The 22,442-nt window shown below is 36.3% G+C and carries 22 protein-coding genes; 11 read left to right on the top strand and 11 right to left on the bottom strand.

Going from position 1 to position 22,442, the window contains the following annotated elements:
- Positions 1-7: 7 nt before the first annotated feature.
- Positions 8-505, top strand: a complete 498-nt coding sequence (locus tag FW778_RS11230; RefSeq protein WP_150414801.1) for a hypothetical protein — start codon at positions 8-10, stop codon at positions 503-505.
- Positions 506-563: 58 nt separating this feature from the next.
- Here FW778_RS11230 and atpH read toward each other — a convergent pair whose 3' ends face one another.
- From atpH to atpB, 4 genes are all read right to left on the bottom strand, one after another.
- Positions 564-1,127: an ATP synthase F1 subunit delta gene (gene atpH, locus FW778_RS11225; RefSeq protein ID WP_150414800.1), complete on the bottom strand. Its 564-nt coding sequence runs from the start codon at positions 1,125-1,127 to the stop codon at positions 564-566.
- A 38-nt stretch (positions 1,128-1,165) separates the two neighbouring features.
- Entirely contained in the window at positions 1,166-1,660 is a 495-nt protein-coding gene (gene atpF / locus FW778_RS11220) for a F0F1 ATP synthase subunit B (RefSeq protein ID WP_150414799.1), read from the bottom strand.
- A gap of 71 nt (positions 1,661-1,731) precedes the next feature.
- Positions 1,732-1,977, bottom strand: a complete 246-nt coding sequence (gene atpE, locus FW778_RS11215; protein ID WP_150414798.1) for an ATP synthase F0 subunit C — start codon at positions 1,975-1,977, stop codon at positions 1,732-1,734.
- A 42-nt stretch (positions 1,978-2,019) separates the two neighbouring features.
- On the bottom strand, positions 2,020-3,195 hold the full coding sequence (atpB, locus tag FW778_RS11210; protein ID WP_235906216.1) for a F0F1 ATP synthase subunit A: 1,176 nt from the start codon (positions 3,193-3,195) through the stop codon (positions 2,020-2,022).
- Between the two features lie 101 nt (positions 3,196-3,296).
- Between atpB and FW778_RS11205 the strand changes: the two genes are divergently transcribed.
- Positions 3,297-5,465: a S9 family peptidase gene (locus FW778_RS11205; protein ID WP_150414797.1), complete on the top strand. Its 2,169-nt coding sequence runs from the start codon at positions 3,297-3,299 to the stop codon at positions 5,463-5,465.
- An 86-nt stretch (positions 5,466-5,551) separates the two neighbouring features.
- Positions 5,552-5,782: a membrane protein insertion efficiency factor YidD gene (gene yidD / locus FW778_RS11200; protein ID WP_150414796.1), complete on the top strand. Its 231-nt coding sequence runs from the start codon at positions 5,552-5,554 to the stop codon at positions 5,780-5,782.
- A 15-nt stretch (positions 5,783-5,797) separates the two neighbouring features.
- On the opposite strand, the gene FW778_RS11195 is transcribed toward yidD, so the two are convergent.
- The 3 genes from FW778_RS11195 to FW778_RS11185 form a co-directional block, all read right to left on the bottom strand.
- The gene (locus FW778_RS11195; RefSeq protein WP_150414795.1) at positions 5,798-8,125 is read right to left on the bottom strand and encodes an efflux RND transporter permease subunit; all 2,328 of its coding nucleotides are present in this window, start codon (positions 8,123-8,125) and stop codon (positions 5,798-5,800) included.
- Positions 8,126-8,197: 72 nt separating this feature from the next.
- On the bottom strand, positions 8,198-9,922 hold the full coding sequence (locus FW778_RS11190) for a M3 family oligoendopeptidase (protein WP_235906215.1): 1,725 nt from the start codon (positions 9,920-9,922) through the stop codon (positions 8,198-8,200).
- Between the two features lie 73 nt (positions 9,923-9,995).
- On the bottom strand, positions 9,996-10,511 hold the full coding sequence (locus FW778_RS11185) for a DUF5606 family protein (RefSeq protein ID WP_150414794.1): 516 nt from the start codon (positions 10,509-10,511) through the stop codon (positions 9,996-9,998).
- A gap of 196 nt (positions 10,512-10,707) precedes the next feature.
- Between FW778_RS11185 and FW778_RS11180 the strand changes: the two genes are divergently transcribed.
- The 6 genes from FW778_RS11180 to FW778_RS11155 all read left to right on the top strand — a co-directional run bounded on the left by FW778_RS11180 (position 10,708) and on the right by FW778_RS11155 (position 16,518).
- A complete protein-coding gene (locus FW778_RS11180) occupies positions 10,708-13,602 on the top strand; it encodes a TonB-dependent receptor (protein WP_150414793.1) in 2,895 nt (964 codons plus the stop codon).
- Between the two features lie 18 nt (positions 13,603-13,620).
- Complete coding sequence (locus FW778_RS11175) at positions 13,621-14,202, top strand: RNA polymerase sigma factor (protein WP_202552190.1); 582 nt, start codon at positions 13,621-13,623, stop codon at positions 14,200-14,202.
- Between the two features lie 90 nt (positions 14,203-14,292).
- Entirely contained in the window at positions 14,293-14,625 is a 333-nt protein-coding gene (locus tag FW778_RS11170; protein WP_150414792.1) for a hypothetical protein, read from the top strand.
- Entirely contained in the window at positions 14,625-15,116 is a 492-nt protein-coding gene (locus tag FW778_RS11165) for a Spy/CpxP family protein refolding chaperone (RefSeq protein WP_150414791.1), read from the top strand. Before FW778_RS11170 ends, FW778_RS11165 begins: the two co-directional genes overlap by 1 nt.
- A gap of 39 nt (positions 15,117-15,155) precedes the next feature.
- Complete coding sequence (locus FW778_RS11160; RefSeq protein ID WP_150414790.1) at positions 15,156-15,545, top strand: hypothetical protein; 390 nt, start codon at positions 15,156-15,158, stop codon at positions 15,543-15,545.
- Between the two features lie 247 nt (positions 15,546-15,792).
- Entirely contained in the window at positions 15,793-16,518 is a 726-nt protein-coding gene (locus FW778_RS11155; protein WP_150414789.1) for a TMEM175 family protein, read from the top strand.
- 10 nt (positions 16,519-16,528) lie between these two features.
- Here the strand turns inward: FW778_RS11155 and FW778_RS11150 are convergent, their stop codons facing one another.
- Entirely contained in the window at positions 16,529-18,661 is a 2,133-nt protein-coding gene (locus FW778_RS11150) for an FUSC family protein (protein WP_150414788.1), read from the bottom strand.
- Positions 18,662-18,776: 115 nt separating this feature from the next.
- Here FW778_RS11150 and FW778_RS11145 point away from each other — a divergent pair, with 115 nt between their 5' ends.
- Both FW778_RS11145 and FW778_RS11140 read left to right on the top strand, forming a co-directional pair.
- Positions 18,777-19,097 (top strand): ArsR/SmtB family transcription factor, encoded by a 321-nt coding sequence (locus FW778_RS11145; RefSeq protein ID WP_150414787.1) that lies wholly within the window; start codon positions 18,777-18,779, stop codon positions 19,095-19,097.
- Between the two features lie 111 nt (positions 19,098-19,208).
- Positions 19,209-21,053 (top strand): 2-oxoacid:acceptor oxidoreductase subunit alpha, encoded by a 1,845-nt coding sequence (locus tag FW778_RS11140; protein WP_150414786.1) that lies wholly within the window; start codon positions 19,209-19,211, stop codon positions 21,051-21,053.
- 14 nt (positions 21,054-21,067) lie between these two features.
- On the opposite strand, the gene nth is transcribed toward FW778_RS11140, so the two are convergent.
- The 3 genes from nth to FW778_RS11125 all read right to left on the bottom strand — a co-directional run bounded on the left by nth (position 21,068) and on the right by FW778_RS11125 (position 22,426).
- Positions 21,068-21,763, bottom strand: coding sequence for an endonuclease III (gene nth / locus FW778_RS11135; protein WP_150414785.1), 696 nt, complete (start codon positions 21,761-21,763; stop codon positions 21,068-21,070).
- A 51-nt stretch (positions 21,764-21,814) separates the two neighbouring features.
- A complete protein-coding gene (locus FW778_RS11130) occupies positions 21,815-22,051 on the bottom strand; it encodes a hypothetical protein (protein ID WP_150414784.1) in 237 nt (78 codons plus the stop codon).
- 72 nt (positions 22,052-22,123) lie between these two features.
- Positions 22,124-22,426, bottom strand: a complete 303-nt coding sequence (locus FW778_RS11125) for an FtsB family cell division protein (protein WP_150414783.1) — start codon at positions 22,424-22,426, stop codon at positions 22,124-22,126.
- Between the last annotated feature and the right edge of the window lie 16 nt (positions 22,427-22,442).

Raw genomic sequence — 22,442 nt, 5'->3', positions numbered from 1 at the left:
ATACAGAATGATTAATATAAAATATTTACTTTCTTATTCTTTACTAACGGTTAGTTTATACGCATGCGCCCAATCGAAATATTCAATTAAAAATATTTACGCTGTCTATGAAGTGCATTTGCCGGGCAATATAGCCGTTGACCAAAATGGTAACGAAATACCTTCGAGAGATACGCTGAATGTTGTGTATGTTGAAACTTCAAGCGGGCCAATACAATGGAATGAGGCATGGAAAAATGATAAAACTTATTCGATTCTTTCGCATGTGGCCGACACAAATTTTATTGATGCAGGTACTGATAAAAATACCAATGAAAAGATGATTATTCACGCTTCCCCGGGGAATAAACTATGGCAGCTTCGATTAATTCCGTCAGACAGTAAAATTTCATTACCAGCAAAAATTTTACAGAATGAAATATTGTTAGAGGGAACCTATAACGGAAAAAAGATTTTGCAAAAGATAAAAAAACAGGTGGAGTTAAATTCTATTCCTTCTCAGTAGATAAAATCTACTGAGAAGGAATTTACTAAGATCATAACCGGGGAATTTATTTTGGATTTTATCTTAATTTATGAATGTAGTCATTGTTGGCAAACTGTTTTTTTACATCATTGAGGTCTCTTTGAATGCTGGCATCAATAAGTTTTCCATCCATTTCTAATGTAAAGCCACCTATAAGATTTTCATTCACCTTTGTTTCTATTTCAATAATTTCTATGTTTGTTGAAGCCTTAATTTTTTCAACAAAAGAATTTTTTATTGCTTCCGAAACAGGAGTAGCAGTAGTAAGTTTTACTTTGTGTATGCCTTTAATTATATTAAACAGCTCAATAAATGAAGTAACGATCCCGGGAAGGTTAGATTCCCTGTTTTTGCTGCACAGTAGTTGTATAAATGTTTGCGTAATTTTTGAAATTTTTCCGTCGGTTATCGAATTGATAATTTTATGTTTCTTATCTGCACTAATAATTGGACTGTTAAGCAATAGAACGAATTCGCGGCTTTGTTTACATATCGAATGGAGCAAATCCATGTCCTGGTGAACAGCGTCTAATTGCTGAAGTTCCAGTGACAGGTCTATAAGGCTTTTTGCGTATCTTTCTGCTAACCGTGGGTTCTGCATTGTCAATCTTTATTTTTCATTTGCATTGCTGCAAAATATTAATTCAGCTCAACTTTTGCTGCAAGTTGATTTATATATTTTTCCTGTTCTTCTTTATTACTTAACTCCCTGCGAAGAACTTTTTCACTTACCTCAATTACCAAATTACCCACCTGGTTTTTAAGGTCTGTTATAGAAGCCATTTTTTGCTGATGAATGACAGCTTGCGCATCGGCAATAATTTTATTCATCTCCAGCCTTGCCTGTTCTTTAGCGTCGCTGATAATTTTATCACGGGTTTCTTTAGCCTCACGCATCATAATAGACCTTTCCTCCCGTGCTTTGCTGAGCAAAATTTCATTTTCACTTTTCAGAGATTCCATTTCTTTCTTAATTTTTTCAGTAGATAAAATGGCATCCGAAATATTCTTTTCTCTTTCGCCAAGAGAATTTAAGATAGGCTTCCAGGCATATTTTTTTAAAATGAAAAATACAACCAGGAAAGCGATAAGCGTCCAGATGATAAGCCCAAATGAAGGAGTAAGTAAATCCATATATAATTAATTATTAAAATAAAAATAAAGCTGCATTCCCCGCCCTGTGCTTCGAATGCAGCCTGGTTCGTTTACACAAACATGGCCAGGATACCGGCAATAACTCCAAACAACGCAACACCTTCAATAAGGGCTGCTGCAAGAATCATGTTAGACCTGATATCGTTAACTGCTTCCGGCTGGCGGGCAATTGCTTCAACTGCACCTTTACCAACTTGCCCGATACCAATACCAGCTCCCACTGCCGCAAGACCTGCGCCAATAGCTCCACCGGCATTTGCCCATGGTGTTGTACTCAAAATTGTAACTAAATCCATAATTGTATTTTATACTGTTTAAAAAAAACTCTTTTTAAAAACTTAAACCATAACCGGGTCAATATGTTCTTCATTGTGAAAATCATGAGAACCCTCCATAGCCTGGCCGATAAACACAGCGGTTAAATTAGTGAAAATAAACGCCTGTATAAATGCCACCAATATTTCTATAAAATAAATAAAGATTGAAAATGCTAATGATATTGGAGCAAATCCCCAACCTATTCCTTTATTTAAGGCTCCGAAAATAAATATCATTGAAATTAAACAAATAATGATAATATGCCCCGCCAGCATGTTTGCAAAAAGACGAATCATTAACGCAAATGGCTTCGTAAAAATCCCGAGTATTTCAACGGGTATCAAAATAATCTTTACCCACCATGGTACATCAGGATTAATAATATGGCCCCAATAATGTTTATTAGTGCTGAACATGATAACAACAAATGCAATAAGTGCCAAAACCATTGTAAATGCTATGTTTCCGGTTACATTAGCAGAACCCGGAATCATTCCAAAAAAAGTATTAATAAGAATAAAGAAAAATATGGTCAGCAAATAAGGCATATATTTTACATAGCGCGTCCCGAGGTAGGGTTTGGCAACCTGTTCTGTAATAAAATCAATAACAATTTCTATTGCATTTTGGGCGCCGGAAGGAGCGCTCGCTACACCATGACCTTTTTTATATTTTTTTGCTACGGCGAGCATCAGCCATACAAAAAGTATAAGGGCTATTATCATTTGCACCACGTTGCGGGTTAGCGAAATATCGTAAACCTTTGCGGAAGGATCCGTTGGAACAACTTTGCCCTCTTCCAATTTATACCCGTCTGCAACCCGGCCATGATGAAAAGCGGAAGACATGAAAACAGAAAAGCCTTTCTGAGGAGAATATAAAATTACAGGCAAAGGAATGATAGCCTCGTGTTCTTCTCCATCGCTTCCCTTATAGGTTAGAAAATGAAATTCATGAGCATCTTTAACATGGCCAAAAATAACTTCATTGGCATCAAACCCCTTTTTTTGCTCTTTGCCCGTTTCTTTGTTTTCCTGCGCAAAAACACCGGAAGATAATGAAAGCATTATTAGGCCGAAAGCCGCTACCAATAAAGATTTCATCCTATTAAATCGCATACTTCTTCTAAATTTTGCGCAAAGATAAGTGGTTTGTTCGAGGATATGAAATGAGTATGAATATAATTTTTTGGTCATTTTTTTTGTTGTAAGAAATGATTCCGGAAACCAGAAAGCGGCTGTGAAATATATGTATAAGTAAAATATTAACTTGTACATTTTTATAAATAGATACTTAAATGCTTACAAATTTTATACTGAAAACATCCCTCTCTTGTTTCTGCATCACTTTTCTTTTTTTTCAATCATCAGCGCAGAAAAAGGATTTTACAGAAGAACAGTTATTGAAAAATAAAATGCCTTTGGTGGTTGTTCCCTTACCAACAATTGATTCATGGAATGACGATAGCCACTTAGTACTTTCCCGGAGAGCGCATCCTGATTCATTGGCACACCAGTTTGTTTTTGATGCAAAAACACGTAAGGAAATGGCAATCGAAAAAAGAGCTGATGTCAAAATGATTCATACAGGAAAATCTATTAGCATAAGAAATAATGATTTGTATTACACAAATGGGGAAAATGCTGAAATCAGGTTAACCAAGGACAGCGCTTTAGAAAAGAATCCAACTTTTTCTCCTGACAGTAACTATGTTGCCTACACGAAGAATAATAATTTATATGTTGTGAATTTAAATTCGAGATCAGAAAAACAACTGACATTCGATGGTAACGACAGCCTCATGAATGGTTATGCAAGCTGGGTGTATACTGAAGAAATTTTAGGAAGGGCCTCCCGTTACCGTGCTTTTTGGTGGAGCCCCGATAGCCGGAACATCGCTTTCTTCAGAACTGATGACAGACCCGTTCCTGTATTTACTATTACCAATTCTGCCGGCCAGCATGGAAAAGTTGAGAAAGAAAGGTATCCTGCGGCCGGTGATAAAAACCCTGAGGTAAGGATTGGAATTGCACACTTGGGCAACAGTCACATTACCTGGGCAGATTTCAATGAACACGATGATCAATATTTCGGGATGCCTTACTGGAAACCGGATGGAAGTTCATTGCTGGCTTTATGGATCAATCGCGATCAAAATGATCTTAAAATTTATGATGTTAATCTTACTACGGGATCAAAAAAATTATTCTATGAGGAAACACAAAAAACATGGATCGACCTTGATGATCTTAACCGCATTACCTTTTTAAAAAATGGAAATTTTGTAATGCTGAGTGATAAGACCGGCTGGCGGCATTTATATTATTATAAATCTGATGGTAAATTAATCAATCCGGTAACTGCAGGAAAGTTTACTGTTACCGAAATAAAATGGATTGATGAGAAAAACAATACAATTTTTTTTACGGCACGTGGAATAGAAAATACAGCCAGAATAGATTTTTACAGTACCAGGCTTAACGGAAAAGGATTGAAGCGTTTAACTTTTGGCGAATATAATAACAGGATAGAAATGTCACCTTCGGGTGCTTATTTCATAACAACTTACAGTAACGCATACACGCCAGCTAAAATGGCATTGCTGGATAATAAAGGAAATAAGATTGCTGATTTGGGAGATAGCAAGGGGCCGGAAATTAATAATTATAACATTGCAAAAACAGAATTGATACATGTAAAAAGCGATGATGGTTTATTTAATCTTCCGGCTTTGATAACGTGGCCGCCGAATATGGACAGCACTAAAAAATATCCCGTGCTCATAAGTATTTATGGTGGCCCTAATGCAGGAACTGTTTGGGATAACTGGACTTTTAATGCATTGCAACAATGGTATGCAAAGGAAGGGCTTATTCAAATTACGATGGATCACCGCGCCAGCGGGCAATTTGGAAAAGAGGGAGTTAATTATATGTACCATAACCTGGGTTATTGGGAAATGAAAGATTACAGCACCATTGTAAAATATCTTATTGATAAAGGATATGCAGATCCTAAAAAAATATGCATCACAGGATTTAGCTACGGTGGATATATGACCTGCTATGCGCTTACTTATGGTGCGGATGTATTTACTTATGGAATGGCTGGAGGCAGTGTTACAGACTGGAGTTTATATGATTCACATTATACTGAAAAATTTATGGGGACACCTGCGAATAATCCAGCCGGTTATAAATCAAGTTCTGTATTAACATGGACTAATAAATACAAAGGCATGTTGCAAATAGTTCATGGTGAAATTGATGATAATGTGCACATGCAAAACAGCCTTCAGTTAATCAGCAGGCTGGAAGATGAAAAAAAAGATTTTGAATTCATGATATATCCCGGCGGAAGGCATGGCTGGCCGGGAAACAAATGGTTGCAATTTCAAAACTCAAAAACCAGGTTCATTTATAGATATTTATTAGAAAAGCCTGTGCCGGCTGATTTATTGAAATAATAAATTATTTAAAATTTTATTGAAGGTTAAAATTCATTCACTTGAACCGCTGCTACTTTTTATATTAGTAATTTTGCTTTATTCAAATGAAAACAGTAAAAGAAATATTATCGGCGCCTTTTATATTTCTTATAAAATTATATCAATGGATAATTTCTCCATGGCTTGGCCCTTCATGCAGGTATACTCCCACCTGTTCTCAATATGGAATTGAGGCATTAAAAAAGTATGGACCTGTAAAAGGTTTGTGGTTAACCATAAAAAGAATTGCAAGCTGTAATCCCTGGGGAGGGCATGGACATGATCCTGTTCCATAGAAAAGACTATGAAAATTAAATATCTTTTTTACCCGTTGCGAGCAATAATACAGGAAGCAATACCAGGTTAGTTAATGTAGCGCTTAACAGCGTAATTGAAGTAAGCCAGCCTAATGATTGCGTACCTCCAAAACCACTAAAGCAAAAAATTATAAATCCTGCAATTAATACAAGTGAGGTGTATAATATGCTTAAGCCTGTGTGTTTAATGGTTTCTGAAACTGTTTTCTTAATATTAAAATTATTTACCGGGAGTTCCTGTTTATAATTGACAAGAAACCTTATGGTAACGTCAATGGCTATCCCAAGTGCAACGCTGAAAATGAGTACTGTAGAAGGTTTGAGGCGAACCCCCGTCCATCCCATTATACCTGCTGTTATAACCAATGGTATTAAATTAGGGATGAGTGAGCAAATTAAAATCCGTAATGATTTAAACAAATACAGCATGCATAAGGTAATAAATAAAAATGCCCATAAAAGGCTTTGCTTTAAACCATTTATTATAAAAGTGCTTCCCTCTAAAAATGTAACAGTTGAACCTGTAAATGTTATTTTGAACTTTGAAGAATCAAAAAGCTCATTTGTTTTATTTCTGATTCCGTCAATAATTACCGGAAGTTTTTTTGTTCCCACATCTGCCATATTGATACTCATGCGGGTGCTTTCTTTTGCAGTATCTATAAAACTGCTGAGCAAATTTGAAAGGTTATTCTTTTTACTTCCACTATCATTATTTGGCTTTAAATATTCTCCAAGAAATGCAGCCTGGTAACTATCGGGAATGGAATAGTAAGCGGAATCTCCATCATAAAATCCCTGTTTCACAAATTTTATTCCTTCAGCAATTGAAAGGGGCCTGGCCATTTCTTTTTGTGAAGTTATATAGGTGGAAAGCGAATCCATTTTTGTAAGAACAGGCAATATTCGTGTACCGGCAAGGCCAAATCTTTTTTTGGAATCAATAATTATTTCGAGAGGCATTACGCCGTTAAAGTTTTTTTCAAAAAATTTCAGATCAGTATAAATCTTATCGGTTTTAGGCAGGTCATCCACAATAAATCCTTCAGTCTTTAATTTGAATATTCCCGCGACAGAAAAAATTACGGCAACTAACGTAATGGTATAAACGATTTTTTTGTGATGCAGCACCCATGCTTCAATTCTCAATAAAAGGTTGGTAAAAAATCTTACATCAAGGTAATTTAATTGCTTCCTGCCAGGAACCGGCATATAGCTTAAAGCGCCGGGTAATAAAATGAAAGAAATTACGAATATAAGCATGATGCTGAGTCCTGCCACCTGGCCAAACTCTTTAAGTATGGCGCTGTTGGTTAATGCAAAAACAGCAAAGCCTATCGCTGCGGTTAAATTGCAAAATAAAGTAACCACGCCCATTTTACTTACCATGTCAATAAGAGACTGTTTTTTATTTCCGGTTCTTTTAAAAGTAGAATGATATTTATTTAAAAAATAAATACAGTTGGGAATACCTATTACAACTACTAACGGCGGAATTAAAGCGGTAAGTAAAGTTATTTTGTAACCAAACAGGTATGTGATGCCTACACTGAATATTACACCAATAATAACTACCAGTAAAGACAAAAGAGTAGTGCTTACCGAGCGGAACATAATTAATAAAATCAATGCGGAAAGTGCCAGCGATCCAATAATAAACCATTTCATTTCGTGTGCTATCCTGTCTGCAACCTCAGTTCGTATCAAGGGCAATCCGCTGATGTGCGTTTGAATATTTGTTTGGGAAGTATAACTATCAGCTGCCTTTACTATATCATTAATCACTTTTGTGCGGCCGGGAGAATTAAGTACATCTTTATTGAGACGAACTACGGTTAAAAAGGCATTCGTTTTTGGGTTATATAAAAGCGACTTGTAAAACGGAAGTGTATATAATAATTTTTTGGAACTATCCAACTGCGTTTGTGAATTGAGCGTGGAATCAAAAACAGGAATCGCATTTAATTTTTGGAAAGCCGTATCTTTTAAAAGGTTAGCGGCATTCACAACACTCAATACGTTTTCAACAAAGGGAATTTTTTTAAGATCATTATTTAATGCCCGGTATGATTCAAAATTTTTTAATTCAAAAAAATGATCAGTCTGCACGCCAATTACCAAAAGGTTACCATCATCTCCAAACTTATTTTTAAAAGAAAGGTAATCCTGGTATTTTGTATTATCGGTTGGGATAGCTTTTGAAAACTCGTAGCTGAGTTTTATTTTACTTGCATAAAATGCCATTAAACCGGTACATAAAAACAAAAGAATTAAGAGAACCAAACGGTTTTGTAAAACAAATTTTGCAAGGCGTTTCCACATAATTCGATAGTTAAATAAACAGGATGCGCAAAGAAACTAAAAAATGTGTAAACGAAATTTTTTAGAAATCGGCTATTGCAATTTCTCCATCTCTTCATTCACAAAATCCATCAGCACTTTAATATTTTCAGGTGAGAAATCAAATGTAAGTCCTGCAACTCTATATAGCTCGGGTAAGGTTTTAGTGCCACCCAGGCTTAATGCTTTCATATAATTATCCAACGCCTGTTCAGGATTTTTCTTGAACTGCATCCACATGCCTATTGCTCCTAATTGTGCAATGCCGTATTCAATATAATAGAAGGGAACTTCAAATAAATGCAATTGCTTTTGCCAATGATTTTCCCTGAAACTTTCAAGGCCGGAGTAATCAATTACATCATCTGAAAAATCATTGAGGATTTCCATCCATGCGTTGGTTCTTTCTTCAACTGTTTGTTGCGGATGTTCATAAATCCAATGTTGAAATTTATCAATAACGGCTATCCATGGAAAAATAGTTATCGTTCTTTCGAGCTGGTGTTCTTTCGCTCTTGTGAGATCTTCTTTATTATCAAAAAATACATCCCAGTAATCCATGGTAAAAAGCTCCATTGACATACTGGCCACTTCTGCAATTTCCATGGGGTAGTCTTTGAATGCATTCAGTTCGAGTTTATGTGTAAGAAACGATTGAACAGCATGACCGCCTTCATGAACCATGGTTGTTACATCATGCATCTGCCCTGCAGCATTCATAAAAATAAAAGGGGCGCCGCTTTCAGCCAACGGACAATTATAACCTCCTGGTGCCTTGCCATTCCTGCTTTCCAGGTCAAGGTGCTTCATGGTATTCATTTGCTTCAGGCAATCGCCAAAGAAGGGGCGAAGCTTTGTGAAGCATTCAATAGATTTATTCAATAGTTCACTTCCTGTTTCAAAAGGAGTGAGCGGTTTGGTTCCTTCCGGCTCGGCTTCTGTATCCCATGGACGCAGATCATCTAATTGTAATTTCTTCTTTTTCTTCTCATAAATCTTATTCACTAACGGCAATACATGTTGCTTTACAGAATCATGAAACCTGAAGCAATCTTCTTTTGTGTAATCGAAGCGACCAAGCTCTTTAAACTTATAATCCCTGTAATTTTCAAAACCGGCATTAACTGCCACCTGTTGTCTTTTTTCTATTAATTGATTAAAAAGTTGATTTAATACATCTTTATCTTCTAATCTTCTTGCGTTTATTTTGCGATAGACTTCCTCTCTTAATTTTCTGTCGTGGCTTTCTAAAAATTTAGCGGCCTGCTGCAGCGTGTACCCTTTACCGTTAACTTCAATCATCATCTTGCCTGTAATTATTCCGTATTGTTGTTGCAATACGGCAAGCTCAGCCTGCAATGGAATATTGGCTTCACGAAAAAGCTCAATACTCTTTTTAACTGAGCGCAGGTAAGTAAAATATTTTTCTTTTTCGAGACTATTTATAAAAGGAGAGCTGATCAGTTTTTTATTAAGCGCATCAGCATAAGGTTGAATCCTGGGCTGAATTTCCATACAGAAAAAATTGAATGACTCCTCCAGTTTTTTATCAGTTGTATCACAAGTCATTTTTATCTGGCGCCAGCAAACGTCTTCATTTACGGCGGCTTCCAGTTCGCTCATATCACCAAGCCATTTTTTTAATTCCGCGGGCGATGAAATTTCTCTTTCCAACAATTCTTTAAAGTAGGGTTCAATAGTTTCCCAATTGGCTATAACCAAATCTTTAGGAAGAAACTTTCTTTCTAATTTTTTTATGTCGGCAGATGCTTCAATCATTTCCTGAATTAAAAGTTATGAGTTAAAAGTTATGTGTAATGAGGTATCCGAGATCCAGTATCGAGTATCCGGTTTATTTCACCCCGCGGCTTTCAATTTTACGCGGAGCAGCCTTTTGAGGTTTTACATGAGTTGTTTCTTTACGTACAGGTTTTGGAATTGCTGTAGTATCAGGAGAAACTGCCTCTGTTCCCTCTTCCGATTGTTTTGATTTTATTTCTATTTTGTTTTCGGTTAAAATATGGAACCACTTCACCATTTTTTTCATATCACTCGCATACACTCTTTCGAAATCCAGGTCAGGATAAACCTTTTCGAAATAAGATTTCAGCGCTTTATTATCTGCTTTTGAGTCAGGCACTTTTTCGCTACTTTTTTTCATCGCTTCAAACAACTCTGAAAGGTTAGTATTGTCTTTTACAGTAAATACTTCAATGCTTTCCAGGTGCGAAAAGTTATGCTGCCGTGTGCTTACAAATTTTGTAGTATTATCTTCTATTGACCTTACAACGGCCCCATCAGATTTTGAAGAAACCAATTCAAAGAGACCACTCATGCCGGAAACCGAAACAATTTTATTATAATCCATATTTTATTTATTTAAGAACCTGCAAGATAATTGAAATGAGTTTTAGTAGTGTTAATGAAATATAAAAGCCGGAATTATCCGGAATATAAAAAATAAATGTGTTCTAATTTAAATTTTAGCATTTGCAAAATATAAAATAGTTCCTCCACAGGTTTTATTTTTTATTGTCGTCAAAATGACGAATCAATTATACAACATGTATCGAATTTTATTTGCTTGCCTTTTTATTGCCGCATTTTCTTCTGCTGCTAAAGCTCAATCTGTAACGGGTATTTTGCAGGATGCAAATGATAACTCACCTGTACCGAATGCAACAATAAAATTGGCTTCTGCAGATTCATCTTCACGGGTCTTTAGTTCTGTAAGTAATAATAAAGGAAGTTTTACATTTATTAATGTGCCCGCAGGAAACTATACGTTTACTGCAACTTCAATAGGATATGCAACCGTTGCTAAAATGATTTCCGTTGATGCAAATACAAATAATTTAGGCGTAATCGCAATTGCCAAAGGCGCCAAAACACTCCAGGCTGTAATTGTAAACGGAGCTCCGCCACCCGTAAAACAAAATAACGATACATTGGATTATGCTGCCAGCCAGTTTAAAGTAAATCCCGATGCTACCAGTGAAGATTTGATCAAGAAAATGCCCGGCATTACGGTGGATAAAAGCGGAACTGTTACTGCACAGGGAGAAACAGTAAAAAAAGTTACTGTTGATGGTCGTGATTTTTTTGGAGATGACGCTACAGCTACTTTACGTAATCTTCCGGCTGAAATTATTGATAAGATCCAGGTCTTTGATAAATTGAGCGACCAGGCGCAACTAACAGGCTTTGACGATGGCAATACTACAAAAGCGATTAATATTGTTACGAAGAAAGATATGCGCACCGGCAATTTCGGCCGTGTATTCGCGGGCTATGGTACGGATAATAGGTATAGCGGTGGCGGCAACGTAAGTTTTTTTAATAATGCGAGAAGAATTTCTTTGGTGGGCCTGGTGAATAATGTTAATCAGCAAAATTTTTCATCGCAGGATTTGTTGGGTATTACAAGTTCAGGCAATCGTGGCGGTGGCGGACGCCGTGGCGGTGGTGGTGGCGGAAATTTTAGAGGGGGAGACCAAAGTAATTTTACCGTGGGGCAACAAAATGGAATTTCAAAAACAAATGCATTTGGTATAAACTATAGCGATGCCTGGGGCAAAAATATTGATGTAACAGGAAGTTATTTTTTTAACAACAGCAACACTTCCAACAACCAGGCGCTTAATCAGCAAAATATTATAACAAAGGACAGCAGCAATTATTATGATGAAAACACGATTTCTGATAATAAAAATTATAACAACAGGGCCAATGTGAGACTTACTTACCGGATCGATTCCAGCAATTCTATTTTAGTGACATCAAGTTTAAACTTCCAAAATAATAATTCAATCAACTTCGTTCATGGGGTAAACTATTCAGATGTAAACAAGCAAAATATAATAAGCCTCACTGATAATGATATAAACAGCAACTTTCATGGAAATAATTTAAGCAACCTGGTGTTATTTCGCCATGCATTTTCTAAAAGAGGCCGCAGTATTTCACTGGGAATTAGTAATAGTTCCAGCGACAAGGTTGGCGATAATTATTTAACGGCTGTAAACACGTATTATAAGTCTACTACCGTAACAGATTCATTACGACAGTTATCCAACCAGCAAAATCATAATAATAAATACAGTTTTAATTTAGTGTACACTGAACCAGTTGGAAAAAGAGGGCAGCTACAGGTAAATTATAATCCTTCATTTTCTAATAATAATGCAGACCAGGAAACATTTAATTACGATGATGGGTCGGCAAAATATTCTTTATTGGATACCAGCCTAAGTAATAAATTCAACAATACTTATAATACTCAAAATACGGGGATCACTTTTCGGCGGGGCGACAGGGATAATATGATTGCAGCGGGGGTTTCCTATCAGTACAGTGAGCTGAAAAGCGACCAGGTTTTTCCGCAGGTTTCTCATATTGATAATTCGTACAGCAACATTCTTGGCAACGTATTTTCAAGATTTAAGCTTTCTTCAAAAAGTAATTTAAGAATCATTTATCGCGGATCTGTAAGTGCTCCCTCTGTAACTCAATTGCAAAATGTAATTAATAATTCAAACCAGTTTTTTTACTCCACTGGTAATCCTGATCTGCAACAGCAATATACCCATAACATCATTACAAGGTATAATTATACCAATAGCGTTAAGGGTCAAAGTTTTTTTGCAAACATATTTTTTCAAACTATAAATAATTATGTAGCGAATGCGACTTATACAGCGTCTAAAGATTCGGCATTGTCTCGTACTATTACACTTTTCAAAGGTTCGCAAATTTCAAAGCCGGTTAACTTAAATGGGTACATAAGTGCAAGATCTTTTTTCACATTTGGCCTGCCTATAAAATTTTTGAAATCTAATTTGAACTGGAATGCAGGAATCGGTTATGCAAAACAACCAGGCCTGATTAATGATGTTAGCAATATTTCAAATTCTTATAATTATAATTTTGGAGCCGTATTATCCAGCAACATAAGCGAGTATGTTGATTTCAACTTATCTTACTCCGGTAATATTAATACTGTTAAAAATACTTTGCAACCAACACTTAATAATAATTATTTTACTCAATCTGCAGGGATTTCTGCCAACCTGCTTACTAAAAGAGGACTATTTTTTAATAACGATTTAAGCAATGAATATTATAAAGGGTTAGCTGGCGGCTATAACACAAATTATTGGTTGTGGAACATAGCAGTGGGGCAAAAATTTTTAAAGAACCAGGTAGGAGAATTAAAGTTGTCTGTGTTCGATCTGTTGAAACAAAATAAAAGTATTACCCGTAATGTTACGGAATCTTACATACAGGATGTACAAAACCAAGTATTGCAACAATATTTTATGCTGACATTTACCTATAAATTGAAGACGTTCGGCAAGGGGAAGCCTAACAACACCCAGGAAGACCATGAATTTCGTAGATTTGGTGGCCCCGGAGGCCCACCTTTTGGTGGTGGAGGACATGGCGGACCTTCTCTTTAGCATAAAAAATTATTTGCTTTGATTGAAGAAACAGAATTAATAGAGCGCCTTAAAAAAAAGGACCGGACAGCTTTTAAAAATATTGTAGAAACATGGCAGGACCTGGTTTATAATACTGCAATAGGAATTTTGCAAAATGCAGAAGATGCAGAAGATGTAACGCAGGAAACTTTCATGCAGGCGTTTGAATCTGTTTCATCTTTTAAAGGAGAATCAAAATTCTCCACCTGGTTATATCGCATTACTGTTTCAAAAGCGATGGACCACATCAGGAAGAAAAAAAGAAAAAAACGATTTGCTTTTATACAGAGTCTTTATGGTAAAAATGATCAGCCTGTAATTGATCCACCCGATTTTTTTCATCCCGGTATAAGTATGGAAAATAAAGAAAACGCAGCAGTTCTTTTTAAAGCTATGGAACAATTGCCGCCAAATCAAAAAACTGCTTTTGTGTTTAATAAAGTAGAAGGATTGTCGTACATAGAAATTGGGGATGTAATGAAAATTACCGAGTCGGCTGTTGATGCATTATTACACAGGGCGAAAGCGAACCTTAAAAAAATATTAAAAGATTATTATACGGCACTCAATAAAAATTAATAATTTTTATGCTTGGCCAAAAATGTATTTCAATTAAATTAAATAAAAGAGCAGGTTTTCAATTAAAATAACGTCTAAAAAAATAATAATATGGAAGACGAATTCTTAAATAAAAAAATTGATGAGGTACTGCAAAGTACGGACGGCATTAAAAGGGCTGCTCCACGCCCGTTTCTTTTTACAAGGCTTGAGGCAAGAATGCAAAACGAAAGAAATGTATGGAATAAGCTCACTTCTTTTGTAGCGAGGCCCGTTGTTGCTTTTGCATGTATTTGTTTTGTGCTGATCATTAATGCCATGGTTATCCTTTTATCGAATCCCTCCGGTAATTCATTAGCGCCGCAGGGATCTGAATTAGCTACAGCAGATGAATACAGCCAGGTAAGCTATAATTTATATGATTTTGAAAACTCTAAGCCATAATGACTCCAGCAACAAAAAACAGGTCACTCATTTCAATAATCGTTTTTTTATTGATAACGAATATTGCTATGTTAGTATTCTTCCTTGTGACGAATAACCCGGCGCAGAAAAGTTCCCGCTCAAAAGATCAAAACGGCATGTCTGACATGTTACAAAAGGAAGTTGGCTTCTCAAAAGCCCAGCTTGATGCGTACCAGTCTTTAAGAAAAAATCAATTAAATACACTTCATAATTTATTTGACCAATTACGAAAATCAAAGATGGATTTTTACAACCTGGTTTATTCTTTACAGGTGGACGATTCATCCGTAAATAAGGCGGCGGATGCAATTGCCGGCAGGCAAAAAGCACTCGATCTTCACATGTTTAATCATTTTAAAATGGTCAGGGACATTTGCACTCCCGGTCAATTACCAAAGTTTGACAGTACTATACAAAAAGTTTTTGTCCGGATGACCGGAAGAACAGGAAGAGAACACCCACATAACTAAATTTTTAAACATTTATAACAACCAATAAACAATCAAAGTATGAAAGCAAAAATCACGATGTTTATTGCACTTTTTTTTGCAATAACAATAAGTGCAAGTGCACAAGAGGGAATGCAGCGCCGCACAGTAGAAGAGCGTGTAAAATCGGTAATGGATAAATTAACCACGCCATTGAGCCTTGACACAGCCGAACAAAGTAAAACAGCTGCTGTCTTTACCGATTTTTATACAGCGCAGGATAAAATGAGAGCAGATGCAAGAGCCAGTGGTAACAGGCCCGACAGGAGTGAATTTGTAAAAATGATGAACGATCGTGATGATAAGTTGAAAACAATTTTTACTGAAGACCAGTACAAGAAATTTAAAGATGAAGTAGAGCCCACGTTGCGTCCGCAACGTGGGGGCATGCAGTCAAGTGGAACTAATTAAAATTGGTGATAAAGATGGGTATTCTTAAAAGGTTTGTTTTCGAACAAACCTTTTTTAATTATGATGAAGCTTTCAAAATTATTAAACAATCAAATAAAAAATCCTTCTTGAAACCTTTGTAAAGAATTAATAACTTTATGCAGTTAAAATACCGTTAGATCTGACTGTTAAGAAAATTTCGAAAATACATATACCAGTAGCCGAAACAATTAATTGCGTTAGTTAACTTTTAAAATATTATTTGCAGATGCAGGAAGCCAAACATGATAAAGAAAGACAGTATTTCCAGGTAGAAAGGTTTACTTTTTTTGTAGATGCAGTGTTTGCTATCACAATTACTTTATTGGTAATAGAAATAACGCCGCCTGTAATACACGATGCAACCGATAAACTCATTTGGCAATCAATTTCAGCAATGAGCTTTAAGTTTTTGGGGTTTGTAATAAGCTTTGGCATCGTGGGCCACTACTGGTCGGTTCACCACAGAATTTTCGGGTACGTCATCAAAAATTCTACTTCGTTAATCTGGCTCAATCTTGGTTTTCTGTTAACGGTGGTTACTTTACCCTTTAGTGCCGGTTTGTTGGGAGAATATAGTTCTATGACCAACCTTAGAATTCCATATGGCATTTATACAATAAATATGATTTTAACAGGCCTAATGAATTGCTGGCTTTGGGTGTACGTTAGTAACCCAAAGAGAAAAATGCTTACCCGGCAAATTTCAAAAGCCAGGATAATGCTTGGAGTTTACAGGAGCCTTACTATTCCATTGGTTTTTATTGTTTCATATCTTTTATTTTTCTTTTTTCCTATTGTAGCATATTGCACTCTTTTATTAATACCGATTATTCTTCACTGGGGTATGAAGGGCCTTGAAAGGAGAGCAGAAAAAGATGAGATAATTGAAAAGAAGATAACTCCAAAACATGCCAGCTTAATTAGCGAGGAAGAAAAAAGCAAGCAGGAATAAAGTTGGTGAATTAAGATCGCCTTGCAATTGCAACCGCTGTTTTATTTATTTTAATAGTGAGTTTATGAACAAAATTAAATTGCTCAAAAAACTGGAGGTTGAGGTTCTTTACAACTTTTGAAGACTCGGGAAGTTTTATTTTCTCTACACCCGGTAAATAGTTTTCTTCAAATTCTGCAAGGCTTTCCTCAAGATTATGAATAGATTGCCTGACGTATAGCAAAGCTTCGTTTTGGTCAGTAATATTTTCATAGCCAGAACTGCCTGCAATAAGCCCCGCAATGTTTGAGGAAAGAACATTATTCAATACAACAAATTTATATATTTCATTTCCTTTGCGCTGTTTGCTTTTTGGTTCGGATAACATCCTGTTAAAAGCGGCCGATAGATTAGCGTTACTTAGGAATACTTCTTTTCTTGTAAGCTTATAGTTTAAAACAGAATTGTTTTTTCCACGAACAATATCTGCGAACTTGTACAGGTAATTGATATTAGCTTTCAGCACATTTTTCATATAATCATCTAATTGCGCAGACTCCCAGTGTGGAAATAATAAATAACTCGCCATAAACGATAACAGCGAGCCTATACCGGTATCGAGTAAACGCTCTTCTGCTACATTCATAAAACCTAATCCCAATAAATTAAAAAGCGTTAATATATAAGGCGTCATGAAAATAACCATCACTATATAATTAAGCCGCTGGAAAGTGTAAGTCCCAATCATGAAAAATATTATTAACGAAAACAAAATCATACGGTCATGAATAAACGCTAAAATTAAAATACCGATTAACCCGCCCGCAATAGTTCCCGTAAATCTTTCAAAATTTCTTTGCCTTGTAAGGCTGAAGCCAGGTTTTAAAATAACGATAATGGTTAATAGCAGCCAGTAACTATGATACCCGTTAGGCAAAAATTTAGAAATAACATAACCAACAATACAAGTAATCATCATGCGCAACGAATGCCTGAATACTGAAGATTTAAGGGTAAGATTATCTTTAAAAACAGTTCCATTAATAGGCTGATGGGTAACAAATTTAGAATAGTCGCTACCGCTTTGAACTTCTCTTTTGTTTATATCCGTTCCGAAATAATTACTTAAATTATTTGCACGTTCACCTACATTCCGCAGGTTTACCAATATTTTTTTTAAAATAAAAACACTTTTATTTTTTTCACCTGTTGAATCTATTTTTGATTTTAGTTTATCAAGTTCAGGAATTAAATCATATTTCTTTTTATAGAAAATGTTCGACTGAATAGCGGAGCCAATATTGTCCAACTCATCAGCAATGTTTTTTATTATAACGGAGACTTCATTTAGAATTCCTGTATCAGAAAATTTTTCATGAAGGGAATTATAGTCGTACCAGGTTGCCGTAATGTGTTCATACAAATCTATTAAATCGACAAAAGTTAACACCAGTATGCGGCCGCTACGTATAGATTCCTTTAATATTTCCCGGTTTTTAAACAGCAATTCCCGCACCTGTTCCTGCTTTTCATTAACTACTACCTGTTGCATCACCAGCTTCTTATATTCGTCGGATATATTTTTTTTTGTATCGTAGAGTTCTGCCTTTATACGCAGGTATTTTGCCGTTTCATGAATACATTCGCCCAGCGATCTTTGTGCCGGGCGATAAGGTGTAAGCCGGAAAAGAAATAAAGCAACAACCATATACCAAACACCGCCGCCTAAAATTAAGGCACTTTCATAAACTACGTTTATGGGGGTCGTTATACTGGTCATTCGCAGTATCATTACCAGCAACGCCGCTGTTCCAATTGAAGCCGCACGGTTTCCATAAACAGAGAACATGGTAAAGAAAAAAGACGATACGGCGATTAGTATTCCAAGTAAGAAGACATTAGTGTTAACCAGCCCGGTTAGCACTGCCATGAAGAAAATAAAAATATTGCAATACAACATTCCATTTCGTTTATGCTTCACGGGCCCCGGGGCGTCGCTTATACTTACGCATAATGCTCCTAACGAAATGGTGATACCGGTTTCGAGTTTTCCAAATTGCGCACAAACGATAGCAGGTAATATAATCTCAAGAGTAATTCTTATCCCATCAGCAAGGTGTTGACTGAAAAGAAAATTCTTTATGTACTGCGTTTTTTGGAGCATCCCTGGAAGGTCATAAATATATCTGCAAAGAAAGGGCTTATTTGTACTTGGGTAATTTATAAAAATTTCGAAGATTCTATATTTATTTTATTACTATCTTGAAAAACATATTCACATGCCTGTTCATAAAAAAGAAGCATTCGGAAAAAAGAAGCAACATCTTGCAATGTTTGCCAGGGCTCTATCGCATCCTGCACGTATTTCTATCTTAAAAATTCTTGCCCGGCAGCAAACTTGTAACTGCAACGACCTCGTACAAAGACTCCCTCTTTCACAGTCAACAGTATCACAGCATTTGAAAGAATTGAAGAATTGTGGGTTGATTAATGGAACGGCTCATAAAACCAGCAGCATTTACTCGCTGAATAAAAGTATTCTGAAAGAATTTGAAAGCGAGTTTAAAAAAATGATAAAATCTTTAAAATCGAAAAAATAATTGTAAGCAGCAGAATTTAAATATTGTTAAGACTTTAAGTAGATGGAAAAATGGAAAACAAATGATACAATCTTCCTCACAAACTTTTAAATTTGTAAATCATAAAATATAATGAACGTTAAAGAAGAAGTATTACAGGATGTTGTAATAAAATTTGCAGGCGATAGTGGCGATGGGATGCAGCTTACCGGCACACAGTTTACCAATAATACCGCGATGTTGGGCATCGACCTAGCCACATTTCCTGATTTCCCTGCTGAAATCAGGGCCCCGCTTGGCACATTACCCGGAGTAAGCGGTTTTCAGCTACGGTTTTCCAGTGACAGGATATTTACGCCAGGAGATACATGCGATGTGTTAGTAGCCATGAATGCTGCTGCCTTAAAAAGTAATTTAAACGCCTTAAAAAAGGGCGGCAAAATTATTGTAAACGTGGACGGCTTTGATGTAAAAAATCTGCGCCTGGCAAACTACCCTGATGGCGTTAATCCCTTAGAAAATGGTAGTCTTGATAATTATGAAGTAATTAAAATTGATGTTACTAAAATAACACGGGAATCCCTGAAAGAGTTTGACATGGGGACTAAAGAAAAAGACCGGGCAAAAAATATGTTTGTGTTGGGCTTTTTATATTGGATGTATAACCGTAGTATGGATAATACTATCAGGTTTTTAACAGAAAAATTTTCGAAAAAGCCAGATATTCTAAATAGTAATATCAAGGTACTTCAGGCAGGTTATAACTATGGTGATACCACTGAAACCTTTACAACAAGATATTCTGTCGAAAAGGCTAAAATGCCCGCCGGCAATTACCGCAGTATTATGGGTAACCAGGCGGTGGCTTATGGATTGATTGCTGCCTCGCAAATGAGTGGATTACAATTATTTTTGGGATCATATCCTATAACTCCCGCAAGCGATATTTTACATGAATTAAGCCGGCATAAGGCTTTTGGAGTGAAAACTTTTCAGGCTGAAGATGAAATAGCGGCAATTTCTTCTGCGATAGGAGCTGCTTATGGCGGTAGTCTTGGCGTAACGTCTACAAGTGGGCCTGGCATGGCTCTAAAGTCAGAAGCAATGGGGCTGGCAGTAATGCTGGAAATCCCATTAGTCATTTGTAATATTCAAAGAGGCGGTCCTTCTACCGGTTTACCTACAAAAACGGAACAAAGCGACTTATTGCAAGCTTATTACGGAAGAAATGGAGAGTGCCCTATGCCAATAGTTTCAGCATCAACGCCAAGTGATTGTTTTGATGCAGTGTATGAAGCCGTGCGCATTTCGGTTCAGCACATGACGCCTGTTATATTTTTGAGTGATGGCTATATAGCCAACGGTGCTGAACCCTGGAAATATCCTGAAAGTAAAGACCTGGCACCGATAGAGGTTAAGTTTAAAAATGAATTGGGCCATCATGAAGAAGTTTTTCAACCTTATTTAAGAGATGAAAAATTAGTAAGGCCTTGGGCTATCCCAGGTTCTGCGGGCCTTGAGCATAGAGTGGGAGGGCTTGAAAAACAAAACATAACGGGCAATGTAAGTTACGATCCTGAAAACCACCAAATGATGGTAAAGGTTCGACAGGAGAAAATCGATAAAATTGCTGATTACCTCCCTGAACAAAAAATTGATAACGGACCTGAAAAGGGAAAGGTACTTGTACTGGGATGGGGAAGCACTTATGGGGCTATAAAATCCGCCGTTGTGGATTTGCTTAAGGAAGGTCATTCTGTTTCGCATGTGCATCTCCGTTATGTTCGTCCGTTTCCTAAAAACCTTGGCGAAATACTGAAAAACTTCGAGCATATTTTAATACCGGAACTCAATAACGGGCAGCTTATAAAAATTATCAGGGATCAATACCTGGTAGATGCCAAAGGCCATAATAAAATAATGGGAATTCCTTTAACCAGGCATGAGTTAGTAGAAGAAATAAAAAAATTGTTATAATATCCCGGGGTTCCTTATTTAATTCTTTCAGCATTATTATCCTTCACCGGAAACGGGTCAATTATTGTTCTTATTTTTTTGGAATGATAATACTTACAAACAGATTTTATTCCGCATATATCGCATTTAGGATTACGGGCCACACAAATGTAGCGGCCATGCAGAATAAGCCAATGGTGAGCCTTGTGGACTAGGTTTGTAGGAATATGTTTAATTAATTGTTTTTCGGTTGCGAGAGGTGTAGTAGCATTTGAAGTGAGACCTATGCGGGCAGCCACTCTAAAGACGTGAGTATCCACTGCCATATTGGGTTGCAAATCTATCACAGATGTTATCACGTTTGCGGTTTTACGTCCAACGCCGGGCAGCTTTATAAGTTCATCTACCGTCATAGGAATTTTGCCTCCAAAATTTTCCATAACCATTTTTGCCATACCAATCAGGTGCTTTGTTTTATTATTTGGATACGAAATACTTTTGACAAGAGGGAAGAGTTCTTCCGGAGTTGCTTTACTCAGAGATAAAATGTCCGGAAACCTGGAAAAAATTTTAGGAGTGGTTTCATTTACACGTTTATCTGTACACTGTGCCGAAAGAATAACTGCGACTAATAATTCATAAGGATCATCATACAATAATTCTGTTTCGGCGTTGGGGGCATGTGATAAAAAATAACCTATTACAAACTGGTACCTTTCTTTCTTTGTCATAAAAAAAATCCCACCTTTTGGGTGGGACTAAAGTAGTTTTTTTTAATGAAATCAATGAGAATGAAGCTGTCCCACTTTTTTAGATGTGTGCTGCAATATTTTGTTTACTGCTTCGTCTCTCGGAGAAAGTTTAATTTTTTCCAGATTTTTTTGAGCCTCAACAAGCTGTTCAAAAGATTCCTTTAGATTCCAATCAGTATTTAATGCTGCTTTTATCGCTGCTGTCTTTTGTACAGACGTCTCATTATAGAGGTACTGTACCAGATCTTCTGGTGTGAACTTGGTCATGAAATTAAGGGCTTTAAATAAATAATATCCAATCCTAAAACTAAAACGATCTTACTTCAGAAATATTGTATCCTATCTAATTGAAGATGAATCGGAAATAATTATGAAAAGATCTTCATTATCTTTCTTCATCATATACTTTTCTCTTGCATATTTTTCAAGAGTTTCCGGGTTGGTTTTTAAAAGGGTCAATTCGTGTTTGGTATCGGTAATTTGTTGGTCCATTACCTTTTCACTTTCCTGCAATTTTTTTAATTCATTAACCCGCTTCAATTGTAACGAAATATCATTTCTGTCAAAGAACAGCATCCATACTGCAAAAGCTATGCCTGTTATTAAATATTTATTAGTAAAAATGTTGCGAAGCTGTTGCATCCCGGTTTTTTAATAT

This window comes from Ginsengibacter hankyongi, from assembly GCF_008710285.1.
Lineage (GTDB): Bacteria > Bacteroidota > Bacteroidia > Chitinophagales > Chitinophagaceae > Ginsengibacter > Ginsengibacter hankyongi.
Note: the sequence above shows the minus strand (reverse complement) of the source record. Positions and strands in the feature narration are given on the sequence as shown.

Excerpts from the sequence above, each read along its gene's own strand:
- FW778_RS11155 (WP_150414789.1), top strand. The coding sequence starts at position 15,793 with ATGCAGGAAGCCAAACATGATAAAGAAAGACAGTATTTCCAGGTAGAA.
- FW778_RS11125 (WP_150414783.1), bottom strand. The coding sequence starts at position 22,426 with ATGCAACAGCTTCGCAACATTTTTACTAATAAATATTTAATAACAGGC.
- FW778_RS11165 (WP_150414791.1), top strand. The coding sequence starts at position 14,625 with ATGACTCCAGCAACAAAAAACAGGTCACTCATTTCAATAATCGTTTTT.
- FW778_RS11140 (WP_150414786.1), top strand. The coding sequence starts at position 19,209 with ATGAACGTTAAAGAAGAAGTATTACAGGATGTTGTAATAAAATTTGCA.
- FW778_RS11205 (WP_150414797.1), top strand. The coding sequence starts at position 3,297 with ATGCTTACAAATTTTATACTGAAAACATCCCTCTCTTGTTTCTGCATC.
- atpH (WP_150414800.1), bottom strand. The coding sequence starts at position 1,127 with ATGCAGAACCCACGGTTAGCAGAAAGATACGCAAAAAGCCTTATAGAC.
- FW778_RS11150 (WP_150414788.1), bottom strand. The coding sequence starts at position 18,661 with ATGCTCCAAAAAACGCAGTACATAAAGAATTTTCTTTTCAGTCAACAC.
- atpE (WP_150414798.1), bottom strand. The coding sequence starts at position 1,977 with ATGGATTTAGTTACAATTTTGAGTACAACACCATGGGCAAATGCCGGT.
- FW778_RS11185 (WP_150414794.1), bottom strand. The coding sequence starts at position 10,511 with ATGGATTATAATAAAATTGTTTCGGTTTCCGGCATGAGTGGTCTCTTT.
- FW778_RS11180 (WP_150414793.1), top strand. The coding sequence starts at position 10,708 with ATGTATCGAATTTTATTTGCTTGCCTTTTTATTGCCGCATTTTCTTCT.
- FW778_RS11170 (WP_150414792.1), top strand. The coding sequence starts at position 14,293 with ATGGAAGACGAATTCTTAAATAAAAAAATTGATGAGGTACTGCAAAGT.
- atpF (WP_150414799.1), bottom strand. The coding sequence starts at position 1,660 with ATGGATTTACTTACTCCTTCATTTGGGCTTATCATCTGGACGCTTATC.
- FW778_RS11160 (WP_150414790.1), top strand. The coding sequence starts at position 15,156 with ATGAAAGCAAAAATCACGATGTTTATTGCACTTTTTTTTGCAATAACA.
- FW778_RS11190 (WP_235906215.1), bottom strand. The coding sequence starts at position 9,922 with ATGATTGAAGCATCTGCCGACATAAAAAAATTAGAAAGAAAGTTTCTT.
- FW778_RS11145 (WP_150414787.1), top strand. The coding sequence starts at position 18,777 with ATGCCTGTTCATAAAAAAGAAGCATTCGGAAAAAAGAAGCAACATCTT.
- atpB (WP_235906216.1), bottom strand. The coding sequence starts at position 3,195 with ATGACCAAAAAATTATATTCATACTCATTTCATATCCTCGAACAAACC.
- yidD (WP_150414796.1), top strand. The coding sequence starts at position 5,552 with ATGAAAACAGTAAAAGAAATATTATCGGCGCCTTTTATATTTCTTATA.
- FW778_RS11230 (WP_150414801.1), top strand. The coding sequence starts at position 8 with ATGATTAATATAAAATATTTACTTTCTTATTCTTTACTAACGGTTAGT.
- nth (WP_150414785.1), bottom strand. The coding sequence starts at position 21,763 with ATGACAAAGAAAGAAAGGTACCAGTTTGTAATAGGTTATTTTTTATCA.
- FW778_RS11130 (WP_150414784.1), bottom strand. The coding sequence starts at position 22,051 with ATGACCAAGTTCACACCAGAAGATCTGGTACAGTACCTCTATAATGAG.
- FW778_RS11195 (WP_150414795.1), bottom strand. The coding sequence starts at position 8,125 with ATGTGGAAACGCCTTGCAAAATTTGTTTTACAAAACCGTTTGGTTCTC.